Source organism: Mesorhizobium sp. CA12 (assembly GCF_020165255.1).
Lineage (GTDB): Bacteria > Pseudomonadota > Alphaproteobacteria > Rhizobiales > Rhizobiaceae > Mesorhizobium.
Window position 1 is genome coordinate 1 of the sequence record NZ_JAIUHT010000023.1, and the last position, 17,664, is coordinate 17,664.

The window sequence follows — 17,664 nt, forward strand, 5'->3', positions numbered from 1 at the left end:
GGAAGAGCGGCAACGCTTGAAGCTTACCGGTACTAATAGTTCGATAGGCTTGATCGTTCTCATTACTTATATCCATCAAGGCGCAATCCGAAGGATTGTCGCCGGCACAGAAAACAGCTTCTCGATTTGAACATGCGTTTTGCCGACCTGGTGGTTATGGCGGAGCGGCTGCACCCGATCCCATTCCGAACTCGGCCGTGAAACGCTCCAGCGCTGATGGTACTTCGTCTCAAGACGCGGGAGAGTAGGTCGCTGCCAGGTCTGCAAAGCGCACGTTCACCTCACTTCCAGATCCACAGGATCCGGATGAAGACAATCTTCTCTCTACGATCTTAAGGCCCGCCAAACGGGAGCCTGGGCCGCGCAAGCGGCCCTTTCATTTGGCGGCTCTTGAATCAGGTAAGATCAAACTTACCTCCAAGGACGCAAGCAAACGCTTGCTCGTAGTCGCAAGCAAACGCTTGCTCGTGGTTGACGCGGGGTGGAGCAGCCCGGTAGCTCGTCAGGCTCATAACCTGAAGGTCACAGGTTCAAATCCTGTCCCCGCAACCAATTTTATCATAAATCAATTACCGTCCCGGTCTAACCGGGACGGCTTTTTGCGTTTGAAGGGGCAAGCAATTGCCGCGGCGCGCCTGGCGCCGTGTGCTCATTTTTCCATAAGTGGGAGCCGCATATTAGGTTCCGCTGATCTTAATTGGACCTTGAACCTTCTCTTTCGGGGAGCGTTGCCATTGGATTCAGGAGGTTTCCGATGGCGCGCTTTCAAATCGAAGAGATCTATGGCGAACGCATCGTTGCCACGACATCTGCAGAGGCACCTGATGCGCTCAGCGCCGCAGAGACCCTGACGGGAAAGGCGATCTCCACCAAGGCGTTGCAAGAGCACTGGTTTCGGGTTGTCGACGAACGCGAAGGCACCGTCCACGAATTCAGCATTGCGGAGGAGCCGCCAAAGGATTTTGCCAAATGATGAACTGCTTCGGCGCAAAGCCCGGCTCGCAGATCGAGGGTGACACAGGATTATGCGAGCCGGGCCTAGCCGCCGACACCTATTCCGGGGGGACGTGGTTTCAAACTCGGCGGTAAGTAAAAGCTGTTCGATAATCGCTCGTGCTGCAATGAGGACTGAGGTCCCATTATCCTACCTGCTATGGTCCATTCGGAGCTCGCGAATGCGCCTGTCCCGATACGATCGTACGACCGTCTCCGAAGGTGGCGTGGCGTCGCAGCCCACAGGTCTGCCAGTGCGGATATATCCCAGCTTGGGCGCACTGGACCAGGCGATCGCCCAGTCGGCGGGCGATGATCGGACCAAATATCGCCACCATCAGCCGGCGTGCTCCGACACGGGGCAGGTTGCCCCTATGCAACGATGGAGCGGAACCCGCATGGCTCTCGAGCGCAGAATTAGTTGCCGCGAGCCATGACCACATTGAGCGATCAAACGATCAACGTGGTTTTGCGACCGTTTTTGCCCGGAGCGGTGTCGGCGCCCAAGGGCTGCAGCCAAACACCTTCCCCCGGTGGGGCTGCTGTGACCACGGCTGCGCCGGACCGTCGCAGGAACAAAACGCCCTGGCGCCGATTGGTTTTTGAAGGGACCAAACCCGCGGAGGAAACGGGATGACGGTCGAACTTGTGGTTCTCGAAATGGCGGCTGCCCGGCAGCACGCAAAGCGAGCTGACCAGTCGCTGAAGCAAGCGACGGCCATGCTCGACGACAACCATGGAATCGCTGTGGGCATTGCGCTATGCTGCCGCATCCGAAACGGGCAAGCGCGCGCGAAGGCGGCCAAGCGTCGCCTGCTGAAGATCGGCCCACCAACAACCGCGCACTGACGAGCAACAACACTCATGCGGATAAGAGTATCGTTAGTCCGCTGATATCGATGCAATGCGCCCACTACCGCGCCATGGGTGATCTACACGAAGCCCTCTTGAAGGCGGTGAAGGAAATCACCGGGAAGGATGCAGAGTTCATCCGCTGGTTGGGGGCGGGTTCGCGTTAGGCCTTGGGGAACGATTGGGCAAACGGTCTTAACCGACGTCGATCCAGGCGGGTGCGTGATCGCTCGGCTTTTCCCATCCACGGGTCTCGACATCGACACCCGCGGCCAGAATGCTCTCCGCAAGGCATGGGCTTACGAGCAGATGGTCCATCCGCAGGCCTGAGCTTCGGTCGTAGCCGCCGCGATAGAAAAAGTTCCAGTAGGTGTATATGCCCTTGTCTGGATTGATCCGACGGATCGCATCCACCCAGCCCAAGCTCAGCATGCGGGCATAGGCTTTCCTGCTTTCGGGGAAGAAGACGGCGTCGCCCAACCAGCGGCGAGGTACTACGGCGTCTATCTCGGTGGGGACGACGTTGTAGTCACCACAAAGCACCGTGCGCTCGCCTAGTAGCGATTTGCTGTAGTCGACGAGACGCTCGAACCAACGAAGCTTGTAATCGAATTTGGGCCCTGGCGCCGGATTGCCGTTAGGGAGGTATATGCAGCCGACGATGAGACCGTCGATCTCCGCCTCGAGATAGCGGCTGTGGGTATCGTCAGGATCGCCCGGTAAGCCGCGACGGCGCTCGACCGGATCCCTGCCACGCGCCAGTATAGCCACGCCATTGTAGGATTTCTGGCCATGCCAGATCGCACTGTAGCCGAGGTCCCGAATCGCCTCGAAGGGAAATTTGTCGTCCGACGTTTTCAGTTCCTGAAGGCAGACCACGTCATAGTCGGTCTCGCCAAGCCATTTCAAAAGCACCGGCAGGCGGCCATTGACCCTGTTGACGTTGAAGGTCGCGATCCGGGTCATCCCCTCGATTCCTGCTGGCGTCGCCTGAATATTGCTCTAGCCGGTCCGATAATCACAAATGCTTAGGTGCCCGCTCCTGCCGCGAAGAAATGGCCCCGTCGAGACTTCGACGGGGCCGTATCTTTAGAGCGGTGTGGTTCGGCGAACGCGATCGCGTTCCGCTTCGATGTCATCATAGGGCTCTGCGTTGGCGTCGAACCCTGTCCAGCCGCCGGCCTCGTAAGCGCTACGCCTCTCGTCGAGATTGACGGAACGCTCTCCTCGCAGGATCCGTTCAGCCTCGCCGGCAAGCCGATCATCCACTCTGGCAGTCACCAGACTGCCTCCGCGGCGCACGCCCTCGGCGTAGACATGTGCATCACGTTCCGAAACGCCAGATTCAGTCAGCGCCCCTACTATGCCGCCTGCGGCGCCGCCCACCACAGCGCCGCCAACCGCGCCGACAGCCGTAGCAGCGAGCCAGCCTGCGGCCACAACGGGCCCGACACCGGGGATCGCCATGATCCCGAGCCCCGTGAGCAGGCCGCCCGCGCCGCCGACGAGCGCTCCCAGGCCGGCACCAGCGGCGGCATCTTCGCCGGCTTCTGAAGTCTCGTCCTGTCGATACCAATTGTCGGAATTGTTGGCCACGATGCTGATGTCGTCTCGCGGCACGCCAATGGCTTCCAATTCGCTCACGGCGTCGGAGGCGTCCTGATAGTCATCGAAAAGTCCGGTGACAGTGGTCATTGTTTCACTCCATTTCTGAGTTCGGTTATTGAGCGCCGGCAACCACGTTGCCTTGGAAATCGAGCGCTACGGTCACCTGCTTTCCGTCTTTCTGGGCGGTGCCGCGCCAGATGCCTTGGTCGTCCTTCGTCAGCGCGCTGACATTGGAGAAGCCGGCATCCTGAATCCGCGATTTCGCCTGCGCTTCGGTGAAGCTGTTGGCGCCAGGCACGGGCGCGGCCGGATTATTGGTGTCGCTCGTGGACACCGCGGGCGTCGTCGAGCTCGTCGTGGAAGACTTGTCGCTGGTGCCGGATGCGATCTTTTCGATCATTTCCTGATGCATCTTGAGCGTCGGCAACGTCTGCTGCGCGAATGTCTTGAGCTGAGCATTGTCGCCGTCCTTGGCGTAGCCTTCGAACAGCTTCACAGCGTCAGCATGTGCGTCGCGCTGCATCTGCACGTAAGACTTGTCGAATGCGTCCTTGCCGGTGTTCAGGGTGTCGAGTTCGCTCTTGTGCGCGGCGTCCGTCTGGGCAGGCACCTTCAGTTTCTGCTCGCCGGCGATCGTCTCCAGCTTGGCGTTTGCCGCGCCGTGATCGTCGATCATCTTCTGCGCGAAATCTTTGACTGCCTCATCCTGAGCCTTGCCTTGTGCGATCTTGCTCGACTCGACCTCGAACATGCCTCCGGCGGCGGCCTTGTCGACGAAGTCCTGAGCTTTATCGGCGGCATAGGACGGCACGGCAAATGTCAGGACCGCGCAGGTGGACAGCGCTGTCATTAGAAGGCGGTGTTTCATCGATAAGTTCCTTGCTGAATGGGTGTCACTCAACAAGCGCCAGACCCCTTTGTTCCGGCCGCCACACGATTTCGGGTTGGTGGCGAGAGCGCCTCTTTCACCGGCGGCGACATTCGGACCGGCTGTGTGGAAGAGGCAGGTTCCTCGCGGCGGGCCCGTCTGCCGCGCGTCTGAGGAAGCTGCTGCGCTCTGCATCATGCTGTCGCCGGTATCGACAGGCTCTTGCTGATCCGGTGCAACTGCTCGCGATGCTGGCGATCCGATTGCCGGCTGCGGCTCTGGCTTCCCTGATCACGGCCTATTGGTCCGATATCTGGCGCGTGCTGCGGGGCGGCTAAGCACGCCCCGAAGCTAGGTGATCTCGTAATAGAAATCGCAAATCAAATCGGCGACTTTCGCCGCTTCGAAGTCGGTCATGTGCGCCGCGTTCTCTACGGCGACCTGACACTCTGATGACAAGAGCAAGATTCGCGACAGCTGTATGCTTGGTTTTTACATGCCTTGCGCCCGCCTTTGGGGCGGCGGATCTGATGGAAGAATTTAGCTACGAGGCCCAGATCACGGCATGGGAAATGCGAACCGGCGAGGTGGTGGCGCCGTCAGCACGCAAGGCGGTCCTGAGGGCTATCGCGACGAACTTCAGTGCGACAGCGACCTACGCCGGTATGGATGTGAACAGCACTTCGAAGGTCGCGGAAGCAATCCAGAATGCTGGCGACTTTTCCGTAAAGCCGCGGGGAATGATAGCGAAGGCGAAGTGCGATTTGCCTGGTACGATTCCAACCAATTCGCCACTGTCGCCAGCACACTCAAACCAGAGCTCGTCTCGTTGCAGATCGAAAGGATGCCCTCCATAACGATCGTAGTCGACCCGGTTCCACCGGTTGACTACCTTGTCCAGATCAACGGGGACCCCGTTCGGGTCAATAATGAGGGCCGATACAGGGTCGACGCCGGCGACGTGGTCGTTCGGGTAGGTGGCGTGCAAGCTTTGAGTCCGAGCGATGCTCGCGCCGGGTGTGCGTGTCCCCGCAACCAATTCTATCATAAATCTATAACCGTCTAGGTCTAACCCCGGGGCGGTACTTGCGTTTAAGGGCGATCCGGCGTTCAGAATGGCTTAGTTACCGCCCGACCACCCGGCCTCGGCGTGAAAGCAGACAGCGTGCCTCGCCTCTCTGGGAGGCAGGAGCGAATTCTCTCAAGCCATGTCACGTCGATAAATCATTAAATCGTTCTCGCCTTCCTGTACGGTCCGTCCCGCTGATTGCAAACGACGAACCGCAGACGAACAATCGCGCGGGCCGGGTTGCGAATGGTCCGCTTTTCGGCGACCGTCACCTCGGCTTTGATGATGTCACCGGCGAGCACCGGGGCTGAAAACCTCCAGCTCCAGCCGAGCGAGGCCACGACTCGGAATCGGGCGACGGCATTGTTCCCGTCGACAAGAGACAGCACAAGCAGGCCATGCGCCACACGCGCCGGGAAGCCGTGCCGATGTGCCGCCTCGTCGCTCATATGGATTTTCGAACCGGTCACCGGTCATTTCCGCGAACGCTTCTATGACGGCCGCGGTCACTTCTGTGGAAGGCGTTTCGAAATGGTCGCCGATCTCCACGTCCTCGTAGCTCAACCCGAGGCCTGCGAGCGATTTCCCTCGGACGTCGACACTCATGCCGGCACCGGCGCGTCGTCCCGCAACAGCCCGTTCTTCTTCAGGTCTTGCCAGAACTCGCCGGGGATCGGGTAACTGAACCAGGCAAGGTTCTGCTCGAGTTGCTGGACGGTGCGAGTGCCGGCGCAGAAGGACGGGATGGCCGGATGCGCCACCACGAACTGCAAGGCGGCGGCCGGCAGCGGCACGCCATGCGCGCGGCAGACCTCCTCGATCTTCGCCACTTTCTCCATGACGGGCTTTGGCGCCGGTGAATAATTGTACTTGGCGCCGGGAACGGCGCCCGTCGCCAGGATGCCGGAATTGAAGCCCCCGCCGACCAGCACCGCCGCGCCGCGCTCGACGCAAAGCGGCAGGAACTCGTCGAGGGCTTCCTGTTCGAGCAGCGTATAGCGGCCCGCCAGCAGGAAGCAGTCGAAGTCGCGCTGCTTCAGCGCCTCGTGGCAAACCTGCCATTCGTTGACCCCGACGCCGATCGCCTTCACGACGCCTTCGGAGCGCAGTTTCTCCAATGCCCGCCAACAGCCATCCATCGCCTGCCGGAAAATTTCCGGCTGCTCGTCGCCACGGGTGAACCGATCTATGTCATGGATGAACAGCATATCGATGTGTTCAAGCGCCAGGCGCTGCAGCGAATCTTCGAACGACCGCATGGTGCCGTCGTAGGAATAATCGAAATTCATGGTGTTCGGCGCGGCATTCGACCACGGCGCGAAGTCGATCTCGGAGCGCTTCGCGGGCTTCAGCACCCGGCCCACCTTGCTGGCGAGGACGAACTCGTCGCGCTTCTTCCAGCGCAACGAATGCCCGGCCCGCAGTTCCGAAAGGCCGTGGCCGTACATCGGCGCCGTGTCGTAGAAACGTATGCCTGCGTCCCACGCGGTCTGAACCATGGCATCCGCGGTCTGCTCGTCTATGGGCTGAAGGAAATTGCCGATAGGAGCGGTTCCGAACGCGAAGGCCGTAACGTTGAGGCCGGACCGGCCGAATACGCGCTTGTCAGACGGCTTCATGATATCCTCCCTGAGTAACCAACTAGTTATTTATATTTAAGATCATGTGATGCGGCAAGCACTTGTAACGGCAACGCATAGCGCTGCGAAGTCCGCCGCTTGACGCCGCCGACGATTCCAGCGTAGGAGTAACCAGATAGTTACATAGGGAGGTCGGCCGTGCCGCTGAGCGAAACGCAGCAGCAGGTGCGCGAGATGGCGCGCCAGTTTGCCGAGGATGTCATTCGTCCAGTTGCCGAGGCGCTTGATCGAGATGAGCGCTTTCCTGGCGAGATATATGAGCAGATGGGCGAGCTCGGTCTCTTCGGCATCGGCGTTCCGGAGGCCATGGGCGGTCCCGGCTTCGATACGCTTACCTATGCGCTGGTGATGGAAGAACTGTCGCGCGGCTATGCGTCCGTCGCCGATCAATGCGGCCTTGTCGAGCTGATCAGCACCTTGCTTGTTCAGCATGGCAGCGAGGCGCAGCGGCAGCAGTGGCTGGGCCCGGCCATGCGCGCCGAGAAGAAGGCGGCCTACTGCATCACCGAGCCGGAAGCTGGGACCGACGTTTCCGGGATACGCACCACCGCGACGCGCGACGGGAATGGATGGCGGCTGAACGGCGGCAAGATCTGGATCCACAACGCGCCGGTTGCCGACGTCGGTTTCGTGCTGGCGCGCACCGACAAGGATGCGGGCAATCGCGGCATGTCGATCTTCATCGTCGACCTGCACGCCAGGGGAATAGAGCGCGGGCCGAAGGAACATAAGATGGGGCAGCGGGCCAGCCAGGTGGGTGCGCTCAATTTCAACGATGTCGTCCTGGGTCCCGACGCGCTGCTGGGCGAAGAGGGGCGCGGCTTCCACATGATGATGAGTGTGCTCGACAAGGGGCGTGTCGGTATCGCCTCGCTGGCCGTCGGCATCGCGCAGGCGGGGCTCGAGGCGGCGGTCGACTATGCCCAGCAGCGGCGTCAGTTCGGAAAGCCGATTGTCGATTTCCAAGGCGTGCAATGGCTGCTTGCCGACATGGCGAAGGACATCGAAGCGGCCCGCCTGCTCGTGCGCAGCGCCGCCGAGAAGATCGACGCGGGGGAGAATGCAACCAAGGCTTGCTCGATCGCCAAATGCTTCGCGGGAGACATAGCCGTGGCGCGCACCGCCGATGCCGTGCAGGTCTTCGGCGGTTCCGGCTACATACGCGGCTTCGAAGTCGAGCGCCTCTATCGGGACGCCAAGATCACCCAGATCTATGAAGGCACCAACCAGATCCAGCGCATGATCATCGCGCGCGAGCTCCTCAAGCATGGAGCCCGGGCGTGAGTGCCGGATCGCGTCATGCGGCCTTCGTCACCGGATCGAGCCGCGGCATCGGGCTTGCGGTGGCATTGGAGCTCGCCCGGCGCGGGTTCGGCGTGGCGCTCAACGGCCCGGCCGACGATGAGGAATTGAAAGTCGCCGGAGCCGCCGTCGCTGCGCTCGGCGTTCCGGTCGCGCGTGTCGCGGGCGACGTTGCCGATCTCGGCGGCCACGAAAGCATGCTCGAAGCCGCCGAGACCGCCATCGGTCCTCTGTCGACGTTGATCAATAATGCCGGCGTGTCGGTCATCTCGCGCGGCGACCCGCTCGACGTCACGGAGGAGAGCTACGACCGCTGCCAGGCAATCAACACGAAGGCGCAGTTCTTCCTGTCGCAGCGTTGGGCCAGGCGGCTGCTCGCCCGCAAGCGCGATGACGGCCGCTTCTACAGCCTGATCAATGTCTCTTCCTCCAATGCCACCGCGGTGGCGGAGCCGCGCGCCGAATATTGCGTGTCCAAGGCCGGGTCCGCGATGGTCAGCCAGGTCTTCGCCGTCCGCCTCGGCCGCGAGAACATCGCCGTCTACGACATCAGGCCTGGCCTGATCGAAACGGCCATGACCAAACCGGTCAGCGAGACTTACCAGCGCCGCATCGACGAGGAGGGGCTGACATTGATCCGCCGCCTCGGCAAGCCGGAAGATGTCGGCCGCGTCATGGCGACGCTCGCCACTGGCGAGCTGCCCTATACGACCGGCCATGTCATTGCCGTCGACGCGGGCATGCTGGTGCCGCGGTTCTGACCGCGGGCGTATCGTCAGGAGAACGCCATGATCATCCAACTGCCGGATAACACGGGCAGACTTTCCGACTACCGGCTTCAGGGCAAGACGATTCCGGCCGCGCGATTGTCCCTCGATGCGCCACGTACCGTGCTGTCGGCCGCCCATGTTGTGGCGGATCCTTTCAGCTTCAGCGATCCCGGCGGCCCCGCCACCATCGACTGGAAGGCCACGATGGCATTCAGACGTCACCTCAACGGCCTCGGCCTTGGCATCGCCGAGGCGATGGACACCGCGCAGCGTGGCATGGCCCTTGACTGGCCTTCGGCCTTGGAGCTGATCCGCAGGACCAGGAGCGAGCTGCCCGACGCGCTCGTCTTCAACGGCGCCGGCACCGATCAGCTCGGACCGGCCGATGCACGCACGCTCGACGATGTTCGCCGAGCCTATTTCGAGCAGATCGAGGCCATCCAGAAGGTCGGCGGCAGATTGATCGTCATGGCCAGCCGGGCATTGGCGGCAGTGGCGCGTTCGCCCGAGGACTATGTTTCGGTCTATGGCGATGTGCTCGCGCGCTGCGACAGGCCGGTGATCCTGCACTGGCTGGGAGAGATGTTCGATCCGGCGCTCAAGGGTTATTGGGGAGCCGACCGGTTCGAGGACGCGCTCGAGACGGTCTTGGCTATTATCGGAAACAACACCGCTAGGATCGACGGCATCAAGATTTCGCTCCTCGACAACGAGAAGGAAATCGCAATGCGCCGCCGTCTGCCCGCCGGCGTGAAGATGTATACCGGCGACGACTTCAATTATCCGGAGCTGATCGCGGGCGACGGGCAGGGGTTCTCGCACGCTCTGCTTGGTATCTTCGATCCCTTGGCGCCGGCCGCCGCCTACGCCATCGATCGGCTCGGCCGAGGCGATACCCAAGGCTTCCACGCCGCGCTGGATCCAACCGTGCCGCTCGCGCGCCTAATCTTTCGTGCGCCCACCCAATATTACAAGACGGGAGTCGTATTCCTCGCCTGGCTGAACGGGTTCCAGGATCATTTCATCATGCTGGGAGGCGCCCAGTCGATGCGGCCGCTGCCCTATTTCGTGGAGGTGTTCAAGCTGGCCGACGGATGCGGCCTCCTGGCGAATCCCGAGCTGGCGGCCGCACGCATGCGCAAGCTGCTTGCCCTTTATGGGCTCTGACCGGAAACATGCGCGACTTCACGACGAACCATTCCGCGCTGGCGCTCAATACGGCGACGCTCGGCCATAATCTGGACGGGCACGGGGCGGGCTGGCCTATCGAGCGAGTCGTCGATGCATGCGCGGAGCGCGGCATACGCGGCATTGTCTTTTGGCGTCGCGAAATCGGCGGCCGTGCCGTCGAAATCGGCGAGCGGGTTCGCGCGGCCGGCCTGAGTGTCGTCGGCCTGTGCCGCGCGCCTTACCTCACCGGCCCGCTGGCGCTGCCTGGCCGCGCGGCGATCATGGACGATTTCCGCGACGCAATCGACATGGCCGCCGGTCTCGGCGCGCCTGTCCTGACCATCGTTTGCGGCGGGGTCGAGCCGGGAACGAAAGGCATCGGCGAGAGCCTCAAGCTGGTCGCGGATCGTGTCGCCGAAGCCGCCGCGTACGCGGCGGCCAGCAACGTTCGCCTGGCTCTCGAGCCGCTGCATCCGGTTTATGGTGGCGACCGCTCCTGCCTGGTGACGATGCGCGACGCAGTCGATCTTTGCCTTGCCATTGATGCGCCCAATGTTGGCGTCGCCGTCGACGTCTACCATGTCTGGTGGGATCGCACTCTGGCCGGCGAACTGCTGCGGGCCGGGCCGAAACGCATTTTCGGCTGTCACCTGTGCGACTGGCTGGCGCAGACACGAGACGTGCTGCTCGACCGCGGCATGATGGGAGATGGCGTGGCCGACCTAAAGGCGATCCGCGCGGCGGTGGAAGCGGCCGGCTACGACGGGCCGTGCGAGGTGGAGGTGTTCTCGGCGCAGAACTGGTGGAAGCGTGACCCCGGGGACGTGCTGGACGCCTGCGTGGAGCGCTTCCGCTCCGTTTGGTGAAGACAGAAGCTGGACAGCCGGGTAGCGCTCGCAGCCATGCGGGATCCCCTGTTCAGCGGTCAGCCACCCTGCGAAACAGACTGCTACCGCGTTCAGATCGGTCCCGGGATCAGTCTCTCGACCGGAGGCCCTTTTCCCGGAAGGCAGCCAGGCCCGCCCGTAGGTCGTCGCTGCCGGCGGCGATACGTCCGGCAAACGCATCCAGGACACGCTCCCGTTCCTCGCCTTCGGCAGCGTTGATGAGCATCTTGGCGAGCTCCGTGGCGGTAGCGGACCGGCCTGCGACGATAGCTGCAAGTTCCTCGGCCGCCGCGAGGCCGTCACCCTTGCCGACGACCTTGTCGACAAGCGACAATCTCAAGGCCTCGTCGGCGGAATAGACCTCGCCGAAGAGCGACATGCGGCGGATCAACTGGGTGCTGAAACGGCGAACCGTGCGCTGGGTGCCCGACCAACCCGGTATCATCCCGAGACCGGTTTCAGGCAGGCCGATGCGGGCGTGGCTCTCGGCGATCCGATAGTCAGCGCAGGCCGCGAGCTCCAGGCCTCCGCCAAGGCAATGGCCGTTGAGGACGGCAATGACCGGTTGGGAGAGCCTGGCAAGAGCGTCGAAGCCGGCATGGCCGTCGCGGATCCAGTGGCGCGCGAACTCCGCCGGGTCGAGCGCGCTCCAGGCGGCGACGTCGCCGCCCGCGCAGAACGACTTCTCGCCCTCGCCGGTCAGGATCAGCACCTTGGCCGCGGAACGCTCCACCGCCCTGCACAGCGGCACGAGCGCATCGACCATCGCGGCATCGAGGGCGTTGAGCTTCTCAGGCCGGCGGATGGTCACTCGCGCGACCGCTCCGTCGAAGCTGAGGTCGAGACGGGGATCGCTCACAGCCGCAATCCTATCGGCTGTTCGAGGAACAACGCTGCGTCCATCAGCTTCAGTTCGGGCGAGACCGCCAGAGGAGCCGCCGCCTGCCGCAGGATGTCGCGTTCCAGGTCGAGCCCGGGGGCTATCTCGGTGACGACCAGGCCGTCGGCGGTCAGGCGGATGACGCATCTTTCCGTGACATAGGTGACGTCCTGGCCCTGGCTGACGGCGCGCGCGCCTGAGAAGCTGACCTGGTCCACCTTCGGGACGATCTTGGCGACCTTACCTTCCTTGTCGATGACCAGCTTGCCATTCTCCAGCCGCATCTTCGCGCCGGCGTTGAAGTTGCCGGAGAACACGATCTTGCGCGCTCGCGAGGTGATGTCCACGAAGCCGCCTGCGCCGGCGGTGCGATGCGGCGTCGAGGAAAGACGCGAGACGTTGACGGATCCGTCGGAGTCGATCTCGAGGAACGACAGCAAGGAGCAGTCGAAGCCTCCGGCCTGGAAGTAGGCAAAAAGGTGCGGGGAGGCGACAAAGGCTTCCGCGTTCGAGGCGCAGCCGAACTTGAAATCGAGCAGAGGCACGCCGCCCACCGGCCCTTGTTCGATCACCCAGGTGACGGCGCCGTGCAGGCCCTCTTCGATCAGGATGCGAGGCACGTTGGCCGAGATTCCGAAGCCGATATTGACTGCCCAGCCCGCTCGAAGCTCCTGCGCGACGCGACGCGCGATGACCTTGGAGACATTGTATTCCGGGGTACGGAATGTGTGCAGCGGCCGGAACAGTTCTCCCGATATGGCCGGGTCATAAGCGGTCGCCGTGGTCTGCAGCTGGTCCGGCGCCGCGACGATGAAATCCACCAGGATACCGGGCACATGCACATCATGCGGCCGCAGCGTGCCCTGAGCCGCGACGCGCTTGACCTGGGCAATGACGATGCCGCCGCAGTTGCGCGCCGCAAGCGCCATTTCCATGGCGCCAAGCGTCGCGCCTTCCTGCTCGAAGGTGAGGTTTCCCTTCTCGTCGGCGGTAGTCGCGCGGATGATCGCCACATCCGGCCGGAGGGGAGGGAAGTGAAGCCAGGTCTCGCCGTTGAATTCGACGCGCCGCACGATCGGCGCCTTCCGGGCCGAAGCGTTCATGGCTCCGCCCTCGAGCATCGGATCGACAAATGTCTCCATGCCGACCTTGGTCAACACACCCGGACGCTGCGCCGCGCCCTCACGCAGCATGTCGAACACGATCCCGGAGGGGAAGTTCCAGGCCGCCACATCCTCGGCAAGGATACGCTGCCAGATCAGCGGGGACTCGGCGTTGGTCGGTCCTGAGGGATACGAGCCGCCGATGATGCGGCCGATCAAGCCCGGCAGGGCGATGTGATCGACCCCCTTGGTGCCGAACATGTCGCCGGCGGCAATCGGATGGATGGTGGTGATGTTGCGCGGCGCCCCTTCGGCCGCGAAACGTTTGCCAAGGGCTTCCAGCACGGCATCCGGGCAAAGCAGACCGGACGACGAATTGACCGCTACCACCGCTCCGTCGCCTATCGCGGTGACAGCCTCCGCTGCGGACCTGACCTTGCTCACGCTTCCTCTCCATAAGGCTTGGCAATAAGTAACTAGATAGTTATAAACGTGATATAGCCGCCTGCGGCTTGCAAGGCAAGCACGGCGCCGGCGGCAATCAGCGGGAGGATTTCGATGAACATCATGTTTCAGAAGACGAACCAGCGGATGTTTGGAACTTTCCCTCTTAAGGGGGATACGCTGCGCGCTGCTATCGCGGCTGCGATCGATGCGGGTTACCGTGCGTTCGACACGGCTCAGGCCTATGGCAATGAAGTCGACACGGGACTGGCCTTGGCCGAGAGCGGCATAGCCAGGGGCGAGCTCTGCATCACGACAAAGGTCAACGTGGAGAACTTCTCGCCGGAACGGTTCATGCCGTCGGTCGAACAGTCCTTGCGGGATCTGAGGTTGGATCGTGTCGATATCCTTTTGCTTCACTGGCCGACGCCGGGAGGCGACATCAGGCTCTCACTGGAACTGCTTCAGGAAGCGCAGGAGCGGGGTTTCGCCAGCACCATCGGCGTTTCGAACTACACAGCGGCGATGATGCGCCAGGCGAGGCAGATCACCAGCGTGCCGCTCGTGACCAATCAGGTGGAATTCCATCCGCTTCTCGACCAGCGCAAGCTGCTGGCGGCCGCGAGTGAAACGGGAATCCCGCTGTCATCCTACTGCTCGGTCGCGCGCGGCGAGGTCTTCAAGCATCCGCTTTTCGCCGATATCGGCGCCACATACGGCAAGTCCGCCGCCCAGGTCGTGCTGCGCTGGATCCTGCAGAAGGGTTTGCCGATCAACACGATGTCCACCAAGCCGGACAACATCCGCTCCAATTTCGAGGTGATGGACTTCACCTTGTCGAGTATCGACATGGGCCGCATCGACGCCATGAATGCCGTCGGTTATCGCGTTGTCGGCAAGCGGCTGATCCCCTATGCGCCGGATTTCGACGCCTGAGCGCGCGATCACCAAGAGTGATCCGAGGTGACCGGCAAATGCTAGCGGTTGCCTCGGATCAGGTCCGACGCATGCTCGCCGACCATGATAGTCGCCGCATTGGTATTTGAGCCGACCAGGGACGGCATCGCCGAGCTATCGCAGATGCGGATGCCATCCAACCCGTGCACGCGCAGTTGGGGGTCGACCACGGACATCGCATCCTTCCCCATCTTGCAGGTGCAGGTCGGGTGATACGAGGTGCGGCCGTAACGTCGCGCATAGGCTTCATAGTCGGACTGCGAACTCACATTTGTGTCAGGGAAACGGAGTTCCTTGATGAATTTTCCCAGCGAAGGCTGATTGAATATCTCCCGGCTGATCTTGATGCCTTCGACCGACACTCTGAGGTCGTCCGGGTCCGCCAGGAAATTGGGATCGACGACCGGATTGTCGCGCGGATCCGGCGAACGGAGCGTCACGCTCCCACGCGATTTCGGGCGCAGCGTGTAGCTGTTCAACGTGATGCCGGACGATCCCTTCGGGACCGACGGCACGCCCGCTTCCGCGCCGGCTCCCGCCAGGAAGTGGAACTGCAGATCGGGAACCGCTCCGGCATGGTTCCCCGAGGAATGCCAGAAGGCGCCGCCCTCGACCACATTCGACGTTATCGGTCCGGTCTTGAACAGCATGTATTGGATGCCGGCCCACAGCATCCAGTGGGTCTTGTTGTACTTGTCGAGTGAATCGTGGCCTTTCAGCTCGGCCACGATGTCGATGCCGAAATGATCCTGGAGGTTCTGCCCGACGCCCGGGAGATCCTGGATCGTCTCGATGGCATGATGGCGCAGGTGCTCGGCAGGGCCGATGCCGGACAGCATCAACAGCTTCGGTGTGCCGATCGCCCCCGAGGTGACCAGCACTTCGCTGTCTGCGTTCATGACCTTCAGCGAGCCGCCGACCGAGCATTCGACGCCAACGGCCCGGCGGCCCTTGAAGACGATGCGATGGACCAGCGCTCCTGTAATCAGCGTGAGGTTCGGGCGCGCCAGGGCGGGCTTGAGGTAGCCCACCGCCGCCGAACAGCGGCGGGCGTTGCGCGTCGTGGTCTGGTAGATGCCGGCGCCTTCCTGCTTCGCGCCGTTGAAGTCCGGATTGTAGGGCAGCCCGTATTCCTGGCAGCTCTGGACGAACGCGCGCGAGACGATGTTCGGATCGGGTATGTTCGAGACGCCGAGCGGTCCGTCGGTGCCGTGGAGCCTGCCGGAGAATATGCTGTTGCCCTCGGAACGGAGGAAATACTTCCGTACATCCTTGAACGCCCAGCCGTCCGCGCCTTCCTCGTTCGCCCACCGGTCGTAGTCGGTCTCGTGCCCCCGGGTATAGACCTCGGCATTGATTGAGGAACCTCCGCCCAGCACCTTTGCCTGCGCGTAGAGGATCTCGCGATTGTTTGCGTGTTTCTGCGGCGCCGTGACCAGCCCCCAGGTGAGCGGTCCGGTGGTCATCTTGGCGAAGCCGACCGGCATATGGATGTAGGGATGGCTGTCCTTGCCGCCGGCCTCGATGAGGCAGACCCTGACAGCCGGATTCTCGGACAGGCGCGCGGCAAGCACGCAGCCTGAAGAGCCTGCCCCCACAATCACATAGTCGAAACCTGTCGTCATCACTTGATCCAATGCGCACGCTTGCCGACCTCTATGTGGACGGACTTGACCTGTGTGTACTCTTCCACGCCGTACATTCCCGCTTCTCGTCCCCAACCGGACTGCTTGAACCCGCCGAGCGGCATCTCCGGGCCGCCGGCCATGATCGTGTTCACCCAGAAGCGGCCGGCGCGCACGCGCCGCGTCACGACCAGCGCCTTGTCGATGTTCTTGGTCCACACGCTGGCGGCCAGGCCATAGACGGTATCGTTCGCGAGGCTGATTGCCTCCTCGACAGTGTCGAAATGGAAGGACGACAGGACGGGCCCGAAGATTTCGTCGCGGGCAATCGACATTGCGGGCGTGACCCCGGAAAACAGTGTCGGCGCGATATACTGACCGCCGCCGAGATCCAGGGCGTGCCCGCCGGCGACAAGCGTTGCCCCTTCGGCCTTGCCCTTGTCGATATAGCTCAGGATGGTCGAATTCTGCGCATCGGTGGTGATGGCTCCCACCTGCGTCTTCGGCTGCAGCGGATCGCCGACCACGATCTTGGCCATCTTGGCGGCGAGGATTTCCTCGAACTCGCGAGCGACCGAGCGCTCGACGATGACGCGGCTCGACGACACGCAGCACTGGCCCGTGTTGAAGCTTATGCCGAAGGCTGCGCCGTCCGCCGCGTCTTCGAGGTCGCTGTCCGCAAAGACGATGATCGGATTCTTGCCGCCCAGTTCCAAGCCGAGTTTCTTGAAGTTCGAATCGGCCGCCGCATGGACGCATGAGCGTCCGACGGATGTCGAACCGGTAAAGGACAGCATGTCGACATCGGGATGTTCGCTCAGGGCTTGGCCAATGGTCCGGCCCGATCCGGTGACGACGTTGTAGACGCCGTCCGGCGCGCCGGCTTCGGAAAGCATCTCACCGAGCAGCAGCGTGGTCGCCGACGTGACCTCCGAAGGCTTGACGACCACGGTGCATCCGCTGGCCAGGATGAAGGGAATGCGCTCGCACAGGATCAGGAACGGGAAATTCCAGGGCGTGATGAGCCCGACTACGCCGACCGGCTCGCGCAGCACCATGCCGAAAAGGCCGTCGCCGAGACTGTTGAAGCTGTCGCCATGCAACAGCCTCGCGGCGCCCGCCCCGACCTCGAAGCAGGCAATGCAATGATCGATCTCGCCGCGCGCCTGGGAGATCGGCTTGCCATTCTCGAGGACCTCCCAATAGGCGATTTCGTCGCGGCGGCGGCGCAGGATTTCGGCTGTCCTCAGAAGCACTGCCGCGCGGTCGGCGCCTGAGAGTCCGGCCCAGCGGCGATCCTCGAATGCGCGGCGCGCAGCTACGACGGCGGCATTGAGGTCGTCCACCGTGCATCTGGGCGTGAGCGTCACCGGCACGCCGTGGCCCGGCGACCGGCGCTCGAACAAAGCGCTGCCCTTGCGCCAGGATCCGTCCGACCAGAACCCGAATTCGCGTGGTGCATCCGGCAGGGGTGCGCGGTCGGTGAAATCGAGCAT

General features: G+C 62.7%; 17 protein-coding genes, 1 tRNA gene and 1 rRNA gene. 9 read left to right on the forward strand and 10 right to left on the reverse strand.

The annotated features are described in order from the left end of the window. Nucleotides 1-146 precede the first annotated feature (146 nt). The 4 genes from rrf to LB520_RS26770 all read left to right on the forward strand — a co-directional run bounded on the left by rrf (nucleotide 147) and on the right by LB520_RS26770 (nucleotide 1,842). A 5S ribosomal RNA gene (rrf, locus tag LB520_RS26750) occupies nucleotides 147-261 on the forward strand. Nucleotides 262-475: 214 nt separating this feature from the next. Further along, nucleotides 476-552, forward strand: a tRNA-Met gene (locus LB520_RS26755). Nucleotides 553-754: 202 nt separating this feature from the next. Continuing rightward, on the forward strand, nucleotides 755-973 hold the full coding sequence (locus tag LB520_RS26760) for a hypothetical protein (RefSeq protein WP_224582684.1): 219 nt from the start codon (nucleotides 755-757) through the stop codon (nucleotides 971-973). A 653-nt stretch (nucleotides 974-1,626) separates the two neighbouring features. Beyond that, nucleotides 1,627-1,842 carry a hypothetical protein gene (locus LB520_RS26770; RefSeq protein WP_224639975.1) on the forward strand — a complete coding sequence of 72 codons (216 nt, stop codon included), beginning with the start codon at nucleotides 1,627-1,629 and terminating at the stop codon, nucleotides 1,840-1,842. 198 nt (nucleotides 1,843-2,040) lie between these two features. Here the strand turns inward: LB520_RS26770 and xth are convergent, their stop codons facing one another. From xth to LB520_RS26800, 6 genes are all read right to left on the reverse strand, one after another. Then, nucleotides 2,041-2,811, reverse strand: a complete 771-nt coding sequence (gene xth / locus LB520_RS26775) for an exodeoxyribonuclease III (RefSeq protein ID WP_224639940.1) — start codon at nucleotides 2,809-2,811, stop codon at nucleotides 2,041-2,043. Between the two features lie 123 nt (nucleotides 2,812-2,934). After that, complete coding sequence (locus LB520_RS26780) at nucleotides 2,935-3,540, reverse strand: general stress protein (RefSeq protein ID WP_224611436.1); 606 nt, start codon at nucleotides 3,538-3,540, stop codon at nucleotides 2,935-2,937. Between the two features lie 25 nt (nucleotides 3,541-3,565). Beyond that, nucleotides 3,566-4,321: a DUF4142 domain-containing protein gene (locus LB520_RS26785; protein ID WP_224606049.1), complete on the reverse strand. Its 756-nt coding sequence runs from the start codon at nucleotides 4,319-4,321 to the stop codon at nucleotides 3,566-3,568. Nucleotides 4,322-4,976: 655 nt separating this feature from the next. After that, nucleotides 4,977-5,309, reverse strand: coding sequence for a hypothetical protein (locus LB520_RS26790; RefSeq protein ID WP_224639941.1), 333 nt, complete (start codon nucleotides 5,307-5,309; stop codon nucleotides 4,977-4,979). A gap of 239 nt (nucleotides 5,310-5,548) precedes the next feature. Then, nucleotides 5,549-5,860: a MaoC family dehydratase gene (locus LB520_RS26795; protein ID WP_224639942.1), complete on the reverse strand. Its 312-nt coding sequence runs from the start codon at nucleotides 5,858-5,860 to the stop codon at nucleotides 5,549-5,551. A gap of 132 nt (nucleotides 5,861-5,992) precedes the next feature. Then, nucleotides 5,993-7,009: an aldo/keto reductase gene (locus LB520_RS26800; RefSeq protein ID WP_224639943.1), complete on the reverse strand. Its 1,017-nt coding sequence runs from the start codon at nucleotides 7,007-7,009 to the stop codon at nucleotides 5,993-5,995. A gap of 159 nt (nucleotides 7,010-7,168) precedes the next feature. On the opposite strand from LB520_RS26800, the gene LB520_RS26805 reads away from it, so the two are divergent. Genes LB520_RS26805 through LB520_RS26820 form a run of 4 tightly spaced genes read left to right on the forward strand, consistent with a single transcriptional unit; the run spans nucleotide 7,169 to nucleotide 11,138 of the window. Continuing rightward, nucleotides 7,169-8,314 (forward strand): acyl-CoA dehydrogenase family protein, encoded by a 1,146-nt coding sequence (locus LB520_RS26805; RefSeq protein WP_224639944.1) that lies wholly within the window; start codon nucleotides 7,169-7,171, stop codon nucleotides 8,312-8,314. Then, on the forward strand, nucleotides 8,311-9,093 hold the full coding sequence (locus LB520_RS26810) for a 3-ketoacyl-ACP reductase (RefSeq protein ID WP_224639945.1): 783 nt from the start codon (nucleotides 8,311-8,313) through the stop codon (nucleotides 9,091-9,093). Before LB520_RS26805 ends, LB520_RS26810 begins: the two co-directional genes overlap by 4 nt. Before the next feature lie 27 nt (nucleotides 9,094-9,120). Next, entirely contained in the window at nucleotides 9,121-10,269 is a 1,149-nt protein-coding gene (locus tag LB520_RS26815; protein WP_224639946.1) for a dihydrodipicolinate synthase family protein, read from the forward strand. Nucleotides 10,270-10,277: 8 nt separating this feature from the next. Next, nucleotides 10,278-11,138: a sugar phosphate isomerase/epimerase family protein gene (locus LB520_RS26820; protein WP_224639947.1), complete on the forward strand. Its 861-nt coding sequence runs from the start codon at nucleotides 10,278-10,280 to the stop codon at nucleotides 11,136-11,138. Between the two features lie 109 nt (nucleotides 11,139-11,247). Here LB520_RS26820 and LB520_RS26825 read toward each other — a convergent pair whose 3' ends face one another. Next, nucleotides 11,248-12,018, reverse strand: coding sequence for an enoyl-CoA hydratase/isomerase family protein (locus LB520_RS26825; protein ID WP_224639948.1), 771 nt, complete (start codon nucleotides 12,016-12,018; stop codon nucleotides 11,248-11,250). Continuing rightward, nucleotides 12,015-13,586 (reverse strand): acyl CoA:acetate/3-ketoacid CoA transferase, encoded by a 1,572-nt coding sequence (locus LB520_RS26830; RefSeq protein WP_224639949.1) that lies wholly within the window; start codon nucleotides 13,584-13,586, stop codon nucleotides 12,015-12,017. Before LB520_RS26830 ends, LB520_RS26825 begins: the two co-directional genes overlap by 4 nt. A 114-nt stretch (nucleotides 13,587-13,700) precedes the next feature. On the opposite strand from LB520_RS26830, the gene LB520_RS26835 reads away from it, so the two are divergent. After that, entirely contained in the window at nucleotides 13,701-14,522 is an 822-nt protein-coding gene (locus LB520_RS26835; RefSeq protein ID WP_224639950.1) for an aldo/keto reductase, read from the forward strand. 41 nt (nucleotides 14,523-14,563) lie between these two features. Here LB520_RS26835 and LB520_RS26840 read toward each other — a convergent pair whose 3' ends face one another. After that, nucleotides 14,564-16,168 carry a GMC family oxidoreductase gene (locus tag LB520_RS26840; RefSeq protein WP_224639951.1) on the reverse strand — a complete coding sequence of 535 codons (1,605 nt, stop codon included), beginning with the start codon at nucleotides 16,166-16,168 and terminating at the stop codon, nucleotides 14,564-14,566. Further along, the gene (locus LB520_RS26845) at nucleotides 16,168-17,664 is read right to left on the reverse strand and encodes an aldehyde dehydrogenase family protein (RefSeq protein ID WP_224639952.1); all 1,497 of its coding nucleotides are present in this window, start codon (nucleotides 17,662-17,664) and stop codon (nucleotides 16,168-16,170) included. Before LB520_RS26845 ends, LB520_RS26840 begins: the two co-directional genes overlap by 1 nt.

What these genes read in the sequence shown, in the direction of transcription:
- LB520_RS26845 (WP_224639952.1), bottom strand. Translation starts at nt 17,664, where the DNA reads ATGCTCGATTTCACCGACCGCGCACCCCTGCCGGATGCACCACGCGAA.
- LB520_RS26760 (WP_224582684.1), top strand. Translation starts at nt 755, where the DNA reads ATGGCGCGCTTTCAAATCGAAGAGATCTATGGCGAACGCATCGTTGCC.
- LB520_RS26770 (WP_224639975.1), top strand. Translation starts at nt 1,627, where the DNA reads ATGACGGTCGAACTTGTGGTTCTCGAAATGGCGGCTGCCCGGCAGCAC.
- LB520_RS26820 (WP_224639947.1), top strand. Translation starts at nt 10,278, where the DNA reads ATGCGCGACTTCACGACGAACCATTCCGCGCTGGCGCTCAATACGGCG.
- LB520_RS26780 (WP_224611436.1), bottom strand. Translation starts at nt 3,540, where the DNA reads ATGACCACTGTCACCGGACTTTTCGATGACTATCAGGACGCCTCCGAC.
- LB520_RS26835 (WP_224639950.1), top strand. Translation starts at nt 13,701, where the DNA reads ATGAACATCATGTTTCAGAAGACGAACCAGCGGATGTTTGGAACTTTC.
- xth (WP_224639940.1), bottom strand. Translation starts at nt 2,811, where the DNA reads ATGACCCGGATCGCGACCTTCAACGTCAACAGGGTCAATGGCCGCCTG.
- LB520_RS26800 (WP_224639943.1), bottom strand. Translation starts at nt 7,009, where the DNA reads ATGAAGCCGTCTGACAAGCGCGTATTCGGCCGGTCCGGCCTCAACGTT.
- LB520_RS26815 (WP_224639946.1), top strand. Translation starts at nt 9,121, where the DNA reads ATGATCATCCAACTGCCGGATAACACGGGCAGACTTTCCGACTACCGG.
- LB520_RS26840 (WP_224639951.1), bottom strand. Translation starts at nt 16,168, where the DNA reads ATGACGACAGGTTTCGACTATGTGATTGTGGGGGCAGGCTCTTCAGGC.
- LB520_RS26785 (WP_224606049.1), bottom strand. Translation starts at nt 4,321, where the DNA reads ATGAAACACCGCCTTCTAATGACAGCGCTGTCCACCTGCGCGGTCCTG.